We start from the raw sequence: 15,567 nt of genomic DNA on the forward strand, positions 1-15,567 counted from the left end.
CTTGACCCTGACCAGGTCTACCTCAACCGTTTCGAAACCGCCCAGAGCAGTCCTCGCACCTTCAGTGGGTGGCAGCACCTGGACCCGCCTGTCCAATCCTTCACACTGCCGCAGTTGGTCATGCACCGTTTCGACGTCCATGACCAGGATAACAGCGACCTGCTCAGTTACCTGACCGGCTTTTACAGTAATGGCCCTGGCCCCGGTTTTTATGACGAGCACAATGAGATCCGTCTGGAGCCCCAGGCTGTGCTCGAGGATTTCTGGCAAATCGATTTCAGTACCCAATTTCACCATCGGCTTCAGGCGTTTTGGCAAGAACATGCTGAGCACTATCGTGTACTGGCGAAAGTCAACTTCCTCGCCAAGGTGATCGAAATTTGCGCGGCCGACAGCAGCACGGCGCTGGCCCAGCATGTTCGCCGCGTCGCCACTGCGCTGACAGGTCTTGATATTGCATCACCCACATTGGAGCAACTTCAGGCGGTTGTACTGCCGGCCGCGGGTTATCGCGTGTGTACCTTCGACATTGGCGGGCACATTGCGAGCGACTTTCTGCGCATTGTGCTGGAGGATGGTTCGCAACTGCTGTACACCCCAGGTGAAACGGACGCACTGCATCTTTTCCCAACGCGCAAGGACCTCTACTGGTGGGTGTTGAACAATACCAACGAAGCCGAAAACCGGGCGCGCTTCGTAGCGCACTTTCCGTTGTCCAGCCGTGCCCAAAAAGATGATCGCCTTGGCCTCAATCACCTGATCGATCTACTGTTCTTCAATTGGGGCGGTGATGATCACGAGTGCCTCAATCAGCTCGATGCCACCCTGCCGGGCGATGCGTTCAGTCACCTGCGCGACGCCGCGCGCCAGCGCATGACCGACGACGCACAGTTCGCCCTGCGCAGCAACGCGGACCTGCGCAAACAGCTGTGGATCGGCTATCTCAAGGCGTTCGGCCAAGTAGCAGGGCCCATGGCAGCTGTCGACTGGCCGATCGCACTGGCTGTGGTCGGCGCAGGGCTTGCCGATATGGGGCTGAACATCGACCAGGCTGTCAACGGTCATACCACGAGCGAGCGGCAGGCCGGTGTGACCGGCGCGATCTTGGCGGCCATCGACACCTTGTTCAACGCCGCCATGCTGGCCGGTGCCGTAGGTGCAGGCGCCGAGGAAACGCTGATTGATCCACAGGTGCCTGAGGGCAGCACCCTGGCCGTTGAGCAAGAGGAGGCGGCCCCGGCGACACCCGCCGAAATTGAAGCCTGGGTCCCTGAGCCGTTCCGCCCGGTTGGCCATGAAGACCTGCTGGCACCTTTTGAAACCAACATCATCCTCAGCGCCCAGTCTGGGAGTGGCGGGCAGGAGGGTATCTATCTGCAGGATGGCAAGTTCTATACGCTGATTGACCAGCAACCCTTCGAGGTCCGTTATGTGCAGCAGATGGGCAGCTGGGTGGTCATCGACCCGCAGAATCCGTACTCGTTCTATCGCAACCTGCCCATCCATATGACAGCGGACGGCCAGTGGCAACCTCTACAGCGCTCAGGCTTGCAGGGTGGCGGATTGCCACGCAAGTTGCTTGGGGCCTGGGGGCGGCCAAGCAACGCAGCTGCTGTGCAGGCCCTGCCTGAAATGCCCTACGAGATTCCGCGTGAAACCCGTCCTCTGCTTGAGCATGCCGCCAATGCCCCGGTAGATGAACGCGCGCTAAGTGGAATCATGAGCAGCTTCGATGCTCAGGTAGAAGCGAGCTACCAGGCATTCCGTGCCAGCCGCGACGCACTTGCCACCGACGCCGTTGCCTATCTTGAAAATGTCATACCGCCCGCGCGGCCCGCAATAACGGCTATGCCTCGTGACGCCAGTGCCAAGCTGATCATCCGCAGCCTCTACCAGAACAGTGAAGGGCTGGTCATCGGTGAAAGCCATTCAGGGCTGGGCAGCAAGCAGTTTCTGATAGACAACATGCCTCTGCTCAAGCGCGAAAAGATCAAGGTGCTCTACCTGGAGCATTTCATGACCGACTTTCATCAGGCCGACCTCGATGTGTTCAAACGCTCGGGCAAGATGCCCGCCCGGTTGAGCACCTATGTGAATAATCTGGATGAAGGTCATGGGGTCGATCTGGCAGGCCGCTACTCGTTTCGCAACGTGCTGATTGCGGCGCAGAAGTCCGGCATCCGTATCCAGTCCATCGACTGCATGGCCAGCTACCGCCAGGCCTGGGACAACCCGCCATCGGCGGTGATCAGGCAGCAAATGATGAACTTCTACGCCCATGAAATCATCGAGGCGGACCAAGCGGTCCGAGGCCCAAGCCGGTGGGTTGCGCTGGTGGGAAATAGCCACGCCAGCGACTTTGAAGGCGTGCGCGGCGTAAGCGAACTTCAGGGCGCAATCAGTTTGCGCGTCGAGGACATTGAGGTAGGTATGCCCGGCGGTATCGGTGCCGACCCTGGGCTGGCGGCCATTGATTACGTCATGGAGGTACGCCGGGTCAAAAGCGATCTTCGCCTGCAAGTACCGATTAAAGCGGCGAAGCCGGTCGGTGAGGAAGTGGCGGCCATGCTCAAGCATAACGGTGCATTCACGTTCGAGAGCACCGATGGCCAGTTGCAGTTGGTGCATCGCAGCCGCACGGGTGGGTTGGTGTACACGCCCATCGTCCAGGAAGGTGAACGTTTTTATATCCAGCGGCCCGAGTGGCCATGGGTCAGTGAGCGACGGCTAGCAAGCCTGCGAGAGATACGTACCCTGCTGGAGCATCATGGGTTGCAGTATGTGCTGACGAGATGAGTCGATGCGCGGGAGGCGTGCATTTGGCCTACGCCTCATGGAGCGCCTGAACGGCACCCATGCCATGCGGATCATGCGATGAGCACTGACCTGGGCAAAAGACACGGGCATATCCACAGCGGGCACAAAAAAGCCGCTTTGGGTATGTCTGTTTGACAACATCCCTCAAAGCGGCGTTTTTGGATTATTTTCAAAACCCTGTGAAGGATCTTGATTATCTGGCTCCGCGACCTGGACTCGAACCAGGGACCCAATGATTAACAGTCATTTGCTCTACCGACTGAGCTATCGCGGAATGTGCACGTATCTTACTCAACAGCAGGGGTAAGTCAAGTCACCCCTGCGAAATCAATCAGTTACAGCACTTCAACGATGGCTTTGGTCACGACGTGGATATTGTTCTGGTTCAGCGCAGCCACGGCTATGCGGCCAGTGTCCAGCGCGTAGATACCGAACTCGTTCTTCAGCCGAGCCACTTGCTCCACGGTCAGGCCCGAGTAGGAGAACATGCCGACCTGGCGACCCACGAAGCTGAAGTCGCGCTTGGCACCGTAATGAGCCAGCAACTCGACCATCTGCTTGCGCATGCCATGAATGCGCTCGCGCATTTCTGCCAGCTCGGTTTCCCACATCTGCCGCAGCTCTGCGCTGTTGAGTACCGTCGCCACGATGGTGGCGCCATGGGTGGGGGGGTTGGAGTAGGTGGTACGAATAACCCGCTTGACCTGGGACAGCACGCGCGTGCTTTCGTCTTTGGAGGCCGTCACGATCGACAGGGCGCCCACGCGCTCACCGTACAAGGAGAACGATTTGGAGAACGAGCTGGAGACGAAGAACTCAAGGTCCGACTCGGCAAACAGGCGTACGGCAAAGGCGTCCTCGTCGATGCCGTCTCCAAAGCCCTGGTAGGCCATGTCCAGGAAGGGCACATGACCTTTGGTCTTGACCACTTGCAGGACGTTCTTCCAGTCTTCCAGGTCCAGGTCCACCCCGGTCGGGTTATGGCAGCAGGCATGCAACACGACGATGGAGCCTGCGGGCAACGCCTCGAGGTCTTCGAGCATGCCTGCCCGATTGACGCCGTTGGTCGGGGCGTCATAGTACCGATAGGTATGAACCGGGAAGCCCGCTGATTCGAACAACGCACGGTGGTTTTCCCAGCTCGGGTCGCTGATGGCTACCACGGCCTCGGGGGATACACGCTTGAGGAAGTCGGCGCCGATCTTCAGTGCGCCCGTACCGCCCACTGCCTGGACAGTCACAACCCGGCCATCGGACAGCAACGGGGACTGGGCACCGAACAGCAGTTTCTGCACCGCTTGGTCATAGGTCGCGATGCCGTCGATCGGCAGGTAGCCACGCGAGGCATGCTGGGCGGCACGCTGGGTCTCGGCTTCGATCACCGCCCGCAGCAGCGGAATGCGGCCTTCCTCATTGCAGTAGACGCCCACCCCCAGGTTCACCTTGTCGGTGCGTGGGTCGGCATTGAATGCTTCGTTGAGGCCCAGGATGGGGTCGCGGGGTGCCAGCTCGACAGCGGAAAACAGGCTCATTGTTACCTTGGCTCGGATAGGAGTGTAAGGGGAGGTATCCGCTCCAGCCGAATGCACTGAAGCGGGGCACAAACGGGGAGTCAGTATAGTGATCCGGTACGGTCACGGCGACACTGCGACGCCGCTTTTACGACTATTTGCGCAAAAAATTTTCGACCCTTGCGGCCTTTGCCCTGTCCACCGTAACACGGGGTCACCGTTGGGCCTTCAAAGCGTCCCCCGGCGTGCCCATTTGGGTATAGACTACTGGCTAAATTTACAGTGCAGCACCGCGAGGTTCGACATGTCCGAGTTCCAGCTCGTTACCCGGTTCCAGCCAGCAGGCGATCAACCAGAGGCCATTCGGCAAATGGTCGAGGGCATCGAGGCGGGGTTGGCGCACCAGACTCTGCTGGGGGTGACCGGCTCTGGCAAGACCTTCAGCATCGCCAACGTCATCCAGCAGGTGCAGCGCCCCACGTTGGTCCTGGCACCGAACAAGACGCTGGCGGCGCAGTTGTACGGCGAGTTCAAGGCATTCTTCCCCAACAATGCGGTGGAGTACTTCGTTTCCTACTACGACTACTATCAACCCGAAGCCTATGTGCCCTCATCGGACACCTTCATCGAGAAGGATGCCTCGATCAACGACCATATCGAGCAGATGCGCCTTTCGGCGACCAAGGCGCTGCTCGAGCGGCGCGATGCGATCATCGTCACCACCGTGTCCTGCATCTATGGCCTGGGCAGTCCTGAAACCTACCTCAAGATGGTGTTGCACATCGACCGTGGCGACAAGCTCGACCAGCGCGCGTTGCTACGCCGACTGGCCGACTTGCAGTACACCCGCAATGAAATGGATTTCGCCCGTGCCACCTTCCGAGTGCGTGGGGATGTCATCGACATCTACCCGGCCGAATCGGACCTCGAAGCCATACGCGTCGAGCTGTTCGACGACGAGGTGGAAAACATTGCCGCGTTCGATCCGCTGACAGGCGAAATCCTGCGCAAGTTGCCAAGGTTCACGTTCTACCCCAAGAGCCACTACGTGACGCCGCGAGAAACGCTGCTTCAGGCGGTTGAGGGTATCAAGGAAGAGTTGGCCGACCGGCTTGAGTACCTGCACAAGGCCAACAAGCTCGTGGAGGCTCAGCGTCTTGAGCAGCGTACCCGCTTTGACCTGGAAATGATCATGGAGCTGGGTTACTGCAACGGTATCGAAAACTACTCTCGCTACTTGTCCGGTCGTCCTGCCGGTGCGCCCCCACCTACGCTGTATGACTATCTGCCCGCCGACGCACTGCTGGTCATCGATGAGTCGCACGTCAGCGTTCCCCAGGTGGGCGCCATGTACAAAGGGGACCGCTCACGCAAGGAAACGCTGGTGGAGTACGGGTTTCGTCTACCGTCGGCGCTGGACAACCGCCCCATGCGCTTCGACGAATGGGAGAGCGTCAGCCCGCAGACCATCTTCGTGTCCGCCACGCCCGGCCCTTATGAAGAGGCGCATGCTGGGCGCGTCGTCGAGCAGGTGGTGCGTCCCACTGGCCTGGTCGACCCGCAGATCGAAATACGCCCTGCGCTGACCCAGGTAGATGACCTGCTCTCGGAGATCCGCAAGCGCGTGGCCCTGGGCGAGCGGGTGCTGGCCACCACCTTGACCAAGCGCATGTCCGAGGACTTGACCGATTACCTGGCAGACCATGATGTACGGGTGCGATACCTGCACTCTGACATCGACACCGTGGAGCGGGTCGAGATCATCCGCGACTTGCGCCTGGGCACGTTCGATGTCCTGGTCGGCATCAACCTGTTGCGCGAAGGCCTGGACATGCCCGAGGTTTCGCTGGTCGCCATCCTCGATGCGGACAAGGAAGGCTTCCTGCGCTCCGAGCGTTCGCTGATCCAGACGATTGGCCGGGCTGCGCGTAACCTCAATGGTCGGGCGATTCTATATGCCGACGCCATAACCGGTTCGATGCAGCGGGCCATTGACGAGACCGAGCGACGTCGAGAAAAGCAGATCGCCTTCAACGAAGCGCACGGTATCGTGCCCAAAAGCGTGGTCAAGGACATCACCGATATCCTTGAAGGTGCGACCGTCCCGGGCGCTCGCAGCAAGAAACGCAAGGGGATGGCCAAGGCGGCAGAGGAGAGCGCGCGTTACGAGGCCGAGTTGCGCACCCCAGGCGAAATCACCAAGCGCATCAAGCAGCTCGAAGACAAGATGATGCAATACGCCCGTGACCTGGAATTCGAAGCCGCCGCCCAGTTGCGTGACGAGATCACCCAGTTGCGAGATCGCCTGATCGCAAGTTGATGCCTGGCGGTCGGCATTCACCGCGCATCGATCAGGCGAGACCGCGCTGCATCCAAGCCACCCACGGTATGGCCTACCGTGGGCTCGGCATCATGGGGGGCCAGCTCAGGTTCACCGCATCGCTGGAGCCCGGTGCCTGCCACCTGCTAACATCGAGGCTTTGTTTCATCTTTCGTTCGAGACTCCCATGACCACCGTACGCACGCGTATCGCGCCATCGCCTACCGGCGACCCCCATGTCGGCACCGCCTACATCGCCCTGTTCAACTACTGCTTCGCCAAACAGCACGGCGGCGAGTTCATCCTGCGCATCGAGGACACCGATCAGCTGCGCTCCACGCGCGAGTCCGAGCAGCAGATCTTCGATGCGTTGCGTTGGCTGGGCATCGAATGGAACGAGGGCCCGGACGTGGGTGGCCCACATGGTCCGTATCGGCAGAGTGAGCGCGGTGAAATCTATGCCCAGTACGCCAAGCAGCTGGTCGACGCCGGCCATGCGTTCTATTGCTTCTGCACCGCCGAGGAGCTGGAGCAGATGCGCGCCGAACAGCAGGCCCGCGGCGAGACGCCTCGTTACGATGGGCGAGCGTTGCTGCTGAGCGCCGACGAAGTGCAACGCCGGCTGGACGCAGGCGAGCCCCATGTAATCCGCATGAAAGTGCCCGCCGAGGGCGTGTGCGTGGTGCCGGACATGTTGCGCGGTGACGTGGAGATCCCGTGGGATCGCATGGACATGCAGGTGTTGATGAAAAACGATGGCCTGCCCACGTACTTCCTGGCCAACGTGGTCGACGATCACCTGATGGGCATCACCCACGTACTGCGCGGTGAAGAGTGGTTGCCGTCGGCGCCCAAGTTGATCAAGTTGTACGAGTACTTCGGTTGGGAACAACCCAAGCTGTGCTACATGCCCCTGCTGCGCAACCCGGACAAGTCCAAGCTTTCCAAACGCAAGAACCCGACGTCGGTGACGTTCTACGAGCGCATGGGCTTCATGCCCGAAGCCATGCTCAACTACCTGGGCCGGATGGGCTGGTCCATGCCAGATGAGCGCGAGAAGTTCTCGCTGGCCGAAATGGTCGAGCACTTCGACCTGTCCCGCGTTTCGCTGGGCGGGCCGATCTTCGACATCGAGAAGCTCTCCTGGCTCAACGGCCAATGGCTGCGTGAGCTCCCTGTGGAAGCCTTTGCCCAGCGCCTGCAGAAATGGGCGTTCAACAGCGACTACATGATGAAAATCGCGCCGCATGTGCAGGGCCGGGTTGAAACGTTCAGCCAGGTGGTGCCTTTGGGCGGGTTCTTCTTCGAAGGCGCACTGAAGCTTGACACCAAGCTGTTCGAAAGCAAGAAATTGTCGGCCGATCAGGTGCGCCAGGTCCTGCAGTTGATCCTGTGGAAGCTTGAGAGCCTGCGTCAGTGGGAAAAAGAGCGCATCACCGGTTGCATTCAGAGCGTGGTCGATGCATTGGAACTGAAGCTGCGTGACGCCATGCCCTTGATGTTCGCCGCCATCACCGGGCAGGCAAGCTCGGTGTCGGTGCTCGATGCCATGGAAATCCTCGGCCCTGACCTGACCCGCTATCGTCTGCGTCAGGCCTTGGATTTGCTGGGCGGTGTTTCCAAGAAAGAAAACAAGGAATGGGAAAAGCAGCTGGCTACCATCGCTTGAGATGAGGCAGGCGGGCAGGCCGTCGTTCCCACGACGGTCGGCCGCTGCCGTGTGCAATGGATCCAGCGTTGCAGGCTGGTCTGGCCCGCCCGATAAACCGATATTGCGGGGCAGGGCGGTAAGTGATTGTTATCTGTGAAAAAACTTTTGGTTTTTTTGAAGATTTAGTTTGACAGGCCTGCACCTGGATCTTAATATGCGCCCCGTCCACAGCGATGAACATAAACGAAACGCCAGGCACCCAGCCAGCGTATCGGTTCAGCGTGACTCTGTGGGGCTATAGCTCAGCTGGGAGAGCGCCTGCATGGCATGCAGGAGGTCAGCGGTTCGATCCCGCTTAGCTCCACCAAATTCCTGTTGTCAGCCAATGGCTGACACGTAGAACGGGCACTAGCAGCACGTTCTTGAAGGTAAGAAGGTTCGTCCCCTTCGTCTAGTGGCCTAGGACACCGCCCTTTCACGGCGGTAACAGGGGTTCGAGTCCCCTAGGGGACGCCAGTTTCACACAAGCGATGTTTCGGCATGGCTGGGCCGCGAGGCTAGAAATCTGGGGCTATAGCTCAGCTGGGAGAGCGCCTGCATGGCATGCAGGAGGTCAGCGGTTCGATCCCGCTTAGCTCCACCAATTACTGCCAGGGTTTGCATTGCAGACTTTTGCGAAGGTTACGTCCCCTTCGTCTAGTGGCCTAGGACACCGCCCTTTCACGGCGGTAACAGGGGTTCGAGTCCCCTAGGGGACGCCACGTTTACCCGCGTTTTGCGGGACTTTAAAGGCTCATTCGCATATTGAATGGGCCTTTTGTTTTTTCTACTAAAAAATCCCTAACGCCGCTATCCCTTCTGGGGTGGACATTTCTGGTCCGCTCACTGCTAAATTCCCTTTTTGCCCCATGGGACATGAACATGAGCTGGGACCTGCCCACACCTTTCATAATCGACGTGCTTGTCGGCAGCGAAGACATCGATGGACTGGGGCATGCCAACAATGCCGTCTACGTCACTTGGCTAGAACGTTGCGCCTGGCGACATTCCCAACGCCTGGGGTTGGACCTTGCGGCGTATCGCCTGCTTGATCGCGCCATGGCGGTGGTCCGTCACGAAATCGATTACCTCGCCGCCGCTTACGAAGGTGACGAATTGGAGTTAGCCACCTGGATCGTCGACTGGGATCAGCGTCTGCGCATGACCCGACGGTTTCAGCTGCGTCGTGCGCGTGATGGGATGACCTTGCTTCGCGCCCGGACCACCTTTGCGTGTATCGAGCTGTCGACTGGCAAACCCAAGCGCATGCCTGCCGAATTTCTGGACGGCTACGGGCCAGCGCTGATGCCCGCCTGAAGCACGCCTAAATTTTGCTAGACTGCCGCCTTTTGCGCCGAGATCATTCCATGCAAATTGCCCTGGCCCCCATGGAGGGGCTGGTCGACAACATTCTGCGAGACGTACTGACCCGCGTAGGCGGCGTCGATTGGTGCGTCAGTGAATTCATCCGCGTCTGTGATCGCCTGCTGCCAGCCTCCTCGTTCCATAAATTGGCCCCCGAGCTGAGCAACGGCGCGCATACGGCGGCAGGCGTGCCCATGCGCGTGCAACTGCTGGGGTCCGACCCAGCGTGCCTTGCCGATAACGCTGCATTGGCCTGCGAGCTGGGCGCCCCGGTCATCGACCTCAACTTTGGCTGCCCCGCCAAGACGGTGAACAAGTCCCGGGGTGGGGCGGTGCTGCTCAAGGAGCCTGAGTTGCTCCACGCCATTGTCCGCGAGGTCCGGCGCGCGGTGCCTGCCGCGATCCCCGTCACCGCCAAGATGCGCCTGGGTTTCGACACCCCGGATGGGGCGCTGGACTGTGGCGTGGCCCTGGCTGAGGGCGGGGCGGCCCATTTGGTGGTACATGCCCGGACCAAGGTTGAAGGCTACAAGCCGCCCGCGCACTGGGAGTGGGTGGCGCGCGTGCAGGACGTGGTCAAGGTGCCGGTGTTCGCCAATGGCGAGATATGGACGGTCGACGACTGGCGTCGCTGCCGGGAAGTCAGCGGCGCTGAGCACATCATGCTGGGGCGTGGCCTGGTTTCTCGCCCTGACCTGGGTGTGCAGATTGCCGCAGCCAATGCCGGAACGCCCTACCAGGCCATGGGTTGGGAGCAATTGCTGCCGCTACTTCAGGCGTTCTGGCTTCAAGCCCAGGCCAAACTATCACCCCGATACGCCCCGGGACGAATGAAGCAATGGGTCGCCATGTTGACGCGCAGCTACCCTGAGGCCGTGCTGCTGTTCGCCGAGCTGCGCCGCGAAGATGACTGCGCGCGCATCGGGCGCTTGCTTGGCGTGGCGTCGACGGCAGATCAAGCGCAGGTGGCGTGACCACCTGGCACAGGCGAAATTTTTTTTTGCACGGCCCTTGAAAGCGCCTTGATGGACCTTATCTCTTGAGTACGCGATGCCGAATTCGGGTCGCGTAATGACTTACTTGCTGATATCTCAGGAGTTATGACCATGACTACCGCTTTCTCTCTTGCACCACTGTTCCGCCACTCCGTTGGTTTCGACCGCTTCAATGACCTGTTCGAATCCGCGGCACGTAATGAGGCTGGTAGCAGCTACCCGCCCTACAATGTGGAAAAGCACGGTGATGACCAGTACCGCATCGTGGTTGCCGCGGCTGGTTTCCAGGAAGAGGATCTCGACCTTCAGGTCGAAAAAGGCGTGCTCACCGTGACCGGTGGCAAGCGTGACAATGGCTCGGCAGAAGTGACATACCTGCACCAGGGCATTGCCCAGCGCGCCTTCAAGCTCTCCTTCCGCCTGGCTGACCACATCGAGGTCAAGGCAGCGGGCTTGGCCAACGGTCTGCTTAGCATCGATCTGCTGCGTATCGTGCCTGAAGAAGCCAAGGCCAAGCGCATCCCAATCAACGGCGAGCAACCCGCGCTGAACTGATCCAGCGCATCACCAAGAAGGGCACCCCAGGGTGCCCTTCTTGCGTTGTGCAGGCGCGCGGTCACTTCAGGGCGCTTGCAACAGTCGCCGGAACGCCTGTAGCGGCAAAGGCCGGCTGTGCAGGTAGCCCTGGTACAGGTGACACCCCAGTTTTTCCAGAAACGCCAGCTGTTCGGTCAGCTCTACGCCCTCGGCGATTACCGCAAGCCCAAGGCTAAGCGCCATGGCGACGATGGCGCGGACGATTTCAGCATCGTTGGGGTCTATCGTTACGTCACGGACGAATGTCTGGTCAATCTTCAGTGCATCGACGGGCAGGCGTTTGAGGTAGGTCAGCGAGGAATACCCCGTGCCAAAGTCGTCCATGGCAAACGTTACCCCGTGGCTTTGCAACTCCCGCATCTTGGCAATGGTGTCTTCCAGGTTCTGAATGACGATACCTTCGGTGATCTCGAGCTTGAGCAGTTTCCTGGACAACTGACTGTCGTCGAGGCTGCGCAGGACGCGGCCAACAAAATCTTTCTGGCGAAATTGCCGCGGGCTGATGTTGACGCACAGGCTGAAATCGTCGGCATCTATCAAGCCGTCGGCCAGCAGGTGGGCGCAGGCAACGCAAGCCTCATCGAGTACCCAATTGCCCACCTCCAGAATCAACCCGCTTTCCTCAAGGACCTGAATGAACTGGCCCGGCGACTGCTGGCCGAGTTGAGGGTGGTGCCAGCGCAGCAGCACCTCGGCACCGACGATCCGGTTGTCGCGGGCGTCGACCTGCGGTTGGTAATGCAAGGCCATTTCGCCACGGGCCAGCGCCAGGCGTAGATCACTCTCCATGCGCAGGCGTTCGCTGGCCGCCTTCTGCATGCTGGCATGAAACAGTTGAGTCGTATTGCGCCCGGAGTCCTTGGCGCGGTAAAGCGCGATGTCGGCGCGTTTGAGCAGGTCGGCAGGCGTTGTGCCGTGGTCCGGGATCAAGGCCACGCCAATGCTGGGGGTCACCTGCAGGCGTTGGCCGTCGAGTGACATGGGCTGGGCCAGCAGCGCGCGTAGGGTGTCAGCCAACTGGCGAACCGTATCCTCGACCTCATCACGATCGCCTTCCAGGCCGCTGAGCAGTACCACGAACTCGTCACCGCCCAGCCGTGCCACGGTATCCTCTACACGTACACTGGCCTCTAGTCTGGCCGTGATGATCTTGAGCACTGCATCACCGACCGGATGGCCCAGCGAGTCGTTGATGTGCTTGAAATGGTCCAGATCGAGGAAAAGCAGGGCGCCGCGCAGATTGCGCTGCTTGAGCAAGGCGATCTGCTGACCCAGCCGCTCCATCAGCAGAGCACGGTTCGGAAGATTGGTCAGCGGGTCGTGGTAGGCAAGGTGACGGATCTGTGCCTGGGCGTGTTTCAGTTGGCTGACGTCCCGCGCGGTCATCAGCAGGCACTGCACGTCGTTGAGCAGGATCTGCTCCACGGACACCTCTACCGTCAGGAGATCGCCGCGCTTGTTGCGCCCCAGCATTTCTCGGTGGTGTACCCGGCCATGCTCGCGCAGTTCGGCCAGCAGGGTGGTTCGCTGTTGCGCATCGGTCCAGATGCCGATGTCGAAAACGGTGCGCCCGACGACCTCGCCCGCCGAGTATCCGGTCAAACGGCAGAAACCGTCGTTGATTTCCAGGTAACGCCCGGTTGCGCATTCAGTGATGGTGATGGCGTCCGGGCTTGAGTGAAACGCCTTGGCGAATTTCTCTTCGCTGGATTTGAGCGCTGCCTCTGCCCGCTGTTGTTGGGTGATGTCGCGCAGCGTGGTGACGCTGCAGGGTTGGCCGTCCACTGTGATCAGGCGGCTGGAGATCAGGCAGGTCAAGGCGTCGCCACTGCGGTGATGGACGACCAACGCAACATTGCTCAGGGCCTGCTCGCGGATGACCCGTTCGATGCGGTGCGCACGCAGGGCCGATTCGGCCCACAAGCCTATTTCTTGGGCCGTGCGGCCGATCAACTGCTCGGTCGTCCAACCGAAGGTATGGGTGAAGGCGGGGTTGATCTCGATGAACTGTCCCGTGTCCTGGCGCGTGACGCAGATAGGGTCGGGGCTGACTTGAAACAGGCCGGCGAACTTTTCCTCCGAGGCACTCAGGCGAAGCTCGCGCTCAACCTGGTCGGTGATGTCGAGCAAGGTGCCGGCCATGCGCAGAGGGTTGCCGTGCTCGTCGCGGTACAAGCGCGCACGGCTTTCGATATACCGCGAAACGCCATTCTCCAACTGTACCCGGTAGGTGAACTGATAATTGCCAGCCGGCCCTTCGCGCAGGCTGCTGTAGGCCTTGCGCATGGAGAGGCGTTCCTGTTCCGGAACGCCTTCGAAAAACGCATCGAAGGACTCGTGAAAGGCTACTGGCGGCAGCCCGTGCAGCTGTGCAGCCCGGGCTGAGCCATAGAGCATGCCGCTGGGAATGTGCCAGTCCCACGTGCCTAGCTGCGCCGAATCCAGCGCAAGGTCAAGGCGCTCCTGGCTGTCCTTGAGGGCAAGATCCGCGCGCTTTCGCTCGGTGGTGTCGACGAAAGTACTGAGCTGATAGGTGGTGCCTTCAAGCTCGATGCCCTGGGTGCAAAGGATGCCGTCGTGGACCTTGCCGTCGCTGCCGCGAAACTGCACCTCCATGGTCAGCGGGCCGCCGTTAAGGCGCGAAGAATCGAGCATGTGCTGGCGTTGCGCGGCGTCGGCCCACAACCCCAACGCCACGCTGGTACGGCCGATGACCTGGCTGGCGGGCCAGGCGAATGTATCCTCGAAGTGCCGATTGACTTCGAAGATCATGCCGTCGTGACGTCGGGTCAACAAGATGGCATTGGGGCTCAGGTGGAAGAGGGTGGCAAGGCGCTTTTCAGAGCTCATCAGCGCAGTTTCCCGCTCGCGCTGGCGCGTGATCTCGCGTACCACCCCAATCATCTGCGGCCTGCCGTGCGGGTCGCAGGTCAGGCTGCCATTGATCTCCAGCCAATGCAGGCTGCCGTCTGGCCAGCGAATGCGGTGGCGCATGGCCCGCCCTACCGGTTCGCCATCGAACACCGCCTGGAACGCCTTGCGTGTTCGCGCGCGGTCCTCTTCGGCAAGCAGGTCCAGGTAATCGATGTCTCCGGGCAGGGCGCGCAGCGGGTCGAAACCGAACAGGGCCTGGGTGCCCCGGGACCAGCTTACCCGGCCGCTTTCAATATCCCAAAGCCACGCACCCAGGCGCGCACCATTCAAGGCGGCCAACAGCTGCGGCGCACTCTGCCAGGCCTGCTCCGACGCCTCGGGGTCTGCCGCATGGATTCGCGGCAGGCGCATGAAGCGGTTTGCTGATTTGGGCATGGTTACCAGACCTTTGGCATGGGGCACATCCTTGAAGGGGCCGGGCAGACGGCTGTTCAGACGCTTGCGGCATGGCCATCGAGCAGGGCCATGAACGCCTTGGCGGCGTTGGACAGGGTCCGCTCGGTGTGCAGAATGTAGCCTAGCTGGCGGGACAACCCAATGCCGGGCAAGGCGATGGGTGCCACCTGGTCGTCAAGCATCGTGCGCGGCAGCACGCTCCAGGCCAGACCGATCGATACCATCATCTTGATGGTTTCCAGGTAGTTGGTGCTCATGGCGATGTTCGGTGTCAGGCCTTGGCTTTCGAACAGACGCTGGACAATGTGGTGGGTGAACGTATTGCCTCCTGGAAACACCGCAGGGTGGCAAGACACATCGGCAAGGGTAACGGCGTCGTTGTTGGCCAATGGGTGCTCGGGGGCGGCTACGAAATCCAGCGCGTCCTGCCATACCGGTACCGCGTTGATCAGGGGGTGGGGCTCAGGTGCGAGGGTAATGACCGCCAGTTCGGCACGACCATGCAGAATCTCATCGTAGGCCTGTTCCGAATCCAGAAACTGAATATCCAACGCCACTGCCGGGTATTGGCGGGTGAAAGCCCGCAATAATGGGGGAAGGCGGTGCAGGCCGATGTGGTGGCTTGTGGCCAGGGTCAACCGCCCCCCCACTTCCCCTGACAAATTGGTCAGCGCCCGTCGGGTATCCTCAAGCACGTTGAGAATTTGGTAGGCCCTGGGAAGCAGTGCACGCCCGGCTTCGGTCAATGTCACCTCGCGGCCCAGGCGGTCGAACAACCGTGTGCTCAACTGCTGCTCCAGGCCAGCAATGCGCTTGCTGACGGCAGGCTGGGTCAGGTACAGACGCTCGGCTGCACTGGAAAAGCTGCCGGTTTCCGCAATGGCGATAAATGCACTGAGATTGGCCAAGTCCATTGGGAGAATTCCTTTCGGTTATCCAAAG

At 60.5% G+C, this 15,567-nt stretch carries 9 protein-coding genes and 5 tRNA genes; 10 read left to right on the top strand and 4 right to left on the bottom strand.

Features of this window, described 5'->3' with window-relative positions:
* Positions 1-2,796: membrane-targeted effector domain-containing toxin (locus CRP40_RS19055; RefSeq protein ID WP_097223525.1), on the top strand; the 2,796-nt coding region annotated here is incomplete at its 5' end.
* Positions 2,797-3,015: 219 nt separating this feature from the next.
* Here the strand turns inward: CRP40_RS19055 and CRP40_RS19060 are convergent.
* Both CRP40_RS19060 and CRP40_RS19065 read right to left on the bottom strand, forming a co-directional pair.
* Positions 3,016-3,091, bottom strand: a tRNA-Asn gene (locus tag CRP40_RS19060).
* Positions 3,092-3,152: 61 nt separating this feature from the next.
* Positions 3,153-4,349 (bottom strand): amino acid aminotransferase, encoded by a 1,197-nt coding sequence (locus tag CRP40_RS19065; RefSeq protein WP_027916479.1) that lies wholly within the window; start codon positions 4,347-4,349, stop codon positions 3,153-3,155.
* Positions 4,350-4,632: 283 nt separating this feature from the next.
* Between CRP40_RS19065 and uvrB the strand changes: the two genes are divergently transcribed.
* The 9 genes from uvrB (at position 4,633) to CRP40_RS19110 (ending at position 11,253) form a co-directional block, all read left to right on the top strand.
* A complete protein-coding gene (gene uvrB / locus CRP40_RS19070; RefSeq protein ID WP_023535858.1) occupies positions 4,633-6,648 on the top strand; it encodes an excinuclease ABC subunit UvrB in 2,016 nt (671 codons plus the stop codon).
* Between the two features lie 187 nt (positions 6,649-6,835).
* Positions 6,836-8,317 (top strand): glutamate--tRNA ligase, encoded by a 1,482-nt coding sequence (gene gltX / locus CRP40_RS19075; RefSeq protein WP_027916480.1) that lies wholly within the window; start codon positions 6,836-6,838, stop codon positions 8,315-8,317.
* 273 nt (positions 8,318-8,590) lie between these two features.
* Positions 8,591-8,666, top strand: a tRNA-Ala gene (locus tag CRP40_RS19080).
* Between the two features lie 73 nt (positions 8,667-8,739).
* Positions 8,740-8,815: transfer RNA gene (locus CRP40_RS19085), tRNA-Glu, on the top strand.
* Positions 8,816-8,866: 51 nt separating this feature from the next.
* Positions 8,867-8,942 (top strand) — tRNA-Ala (locus CRP40_RS19090).
* Between the two features lie 42 nt (positions 8,943-8,984).
* Positions 8,985-9,060: transfer RNA gene (locus CRP40_RS19095), tRNA-Glu, on the top strand.
* Between the two features lie 160 nt (positions 9,061-9,220).
* Positions 9,221-9,655, top strand: a complete 435-nt coding sequence (locus tag CRP40_RS19100) for a thioesterase family protein (protein ID WP_027916481.1) — start codon at positions 9,221-9,223, stop codon at positions 9,653-9,655.
* A gap of 50 nt (positions 9,656-9,705) precedes the next feature.
* Positions 9,706-10,677 (top strand): tRNA-dihydrouridine synthase, encoded by a 972-nt coding sequence (locus tag CRP40_RS19105; protein WP_027916482.1) that lies wholly within the window; start codon positions 9,706-9,708, stop codon positions 10,675-10,677.
* 132 nt (positions 10,678-10,809) lie between these two features.
* A complete protein-coding gene (locus CRP40_RS19110; RefSeq protein ID WP_027916483.1) occupies positions 10,810-11,253 on the top strand; it encodes an Hsp20 family protein in 444 nt (147 codons plus the stop codon).
* 66 nt (positions 11,254-11,319) lie between these two features.
* Here the strand turns inward: CRP40_RS19110 and CRP40_RS19115 are convergent, their stop codons facing one another.
* Complete coding sequence (locus CRP40_RS19115; protein ID WP_027916484.1) at positions 11,320-14,604, bottom strand: bifunctional diguanylate cyclase/phosphodiesterase; 3,285 nt, start codon at positions 14,602-14,604, stop codon at positions 11,320-11,322.
* Between the two features lie 56 nt (positions 14,605-14,660).
* On the bottom strand, positions 14,661-15,539 hold the full coding sequence (locus CRP40_RS19120; protein WP_027916485.1) for a LysR family transcriptional regulator: 879 nt from the start codon (positions 15,537-15,539) through the stop codon (positions 14,661-14,663).
* Positions 15,540-15,567 lie beyond the last annotated feature (28 nt).

Origin of the sequence: Pseudomonas sp. URMO17WK12:I9, assembly GCF_900230165.1 — a bacterium.
Taxonomy (GTDB): Bacteria; Pseudomonadota; Gammaproteobacteria; order Pseudomonadales; family Pseudomonadaceae; genus Aquipseudomonas; species Aquipseudomonas fulva.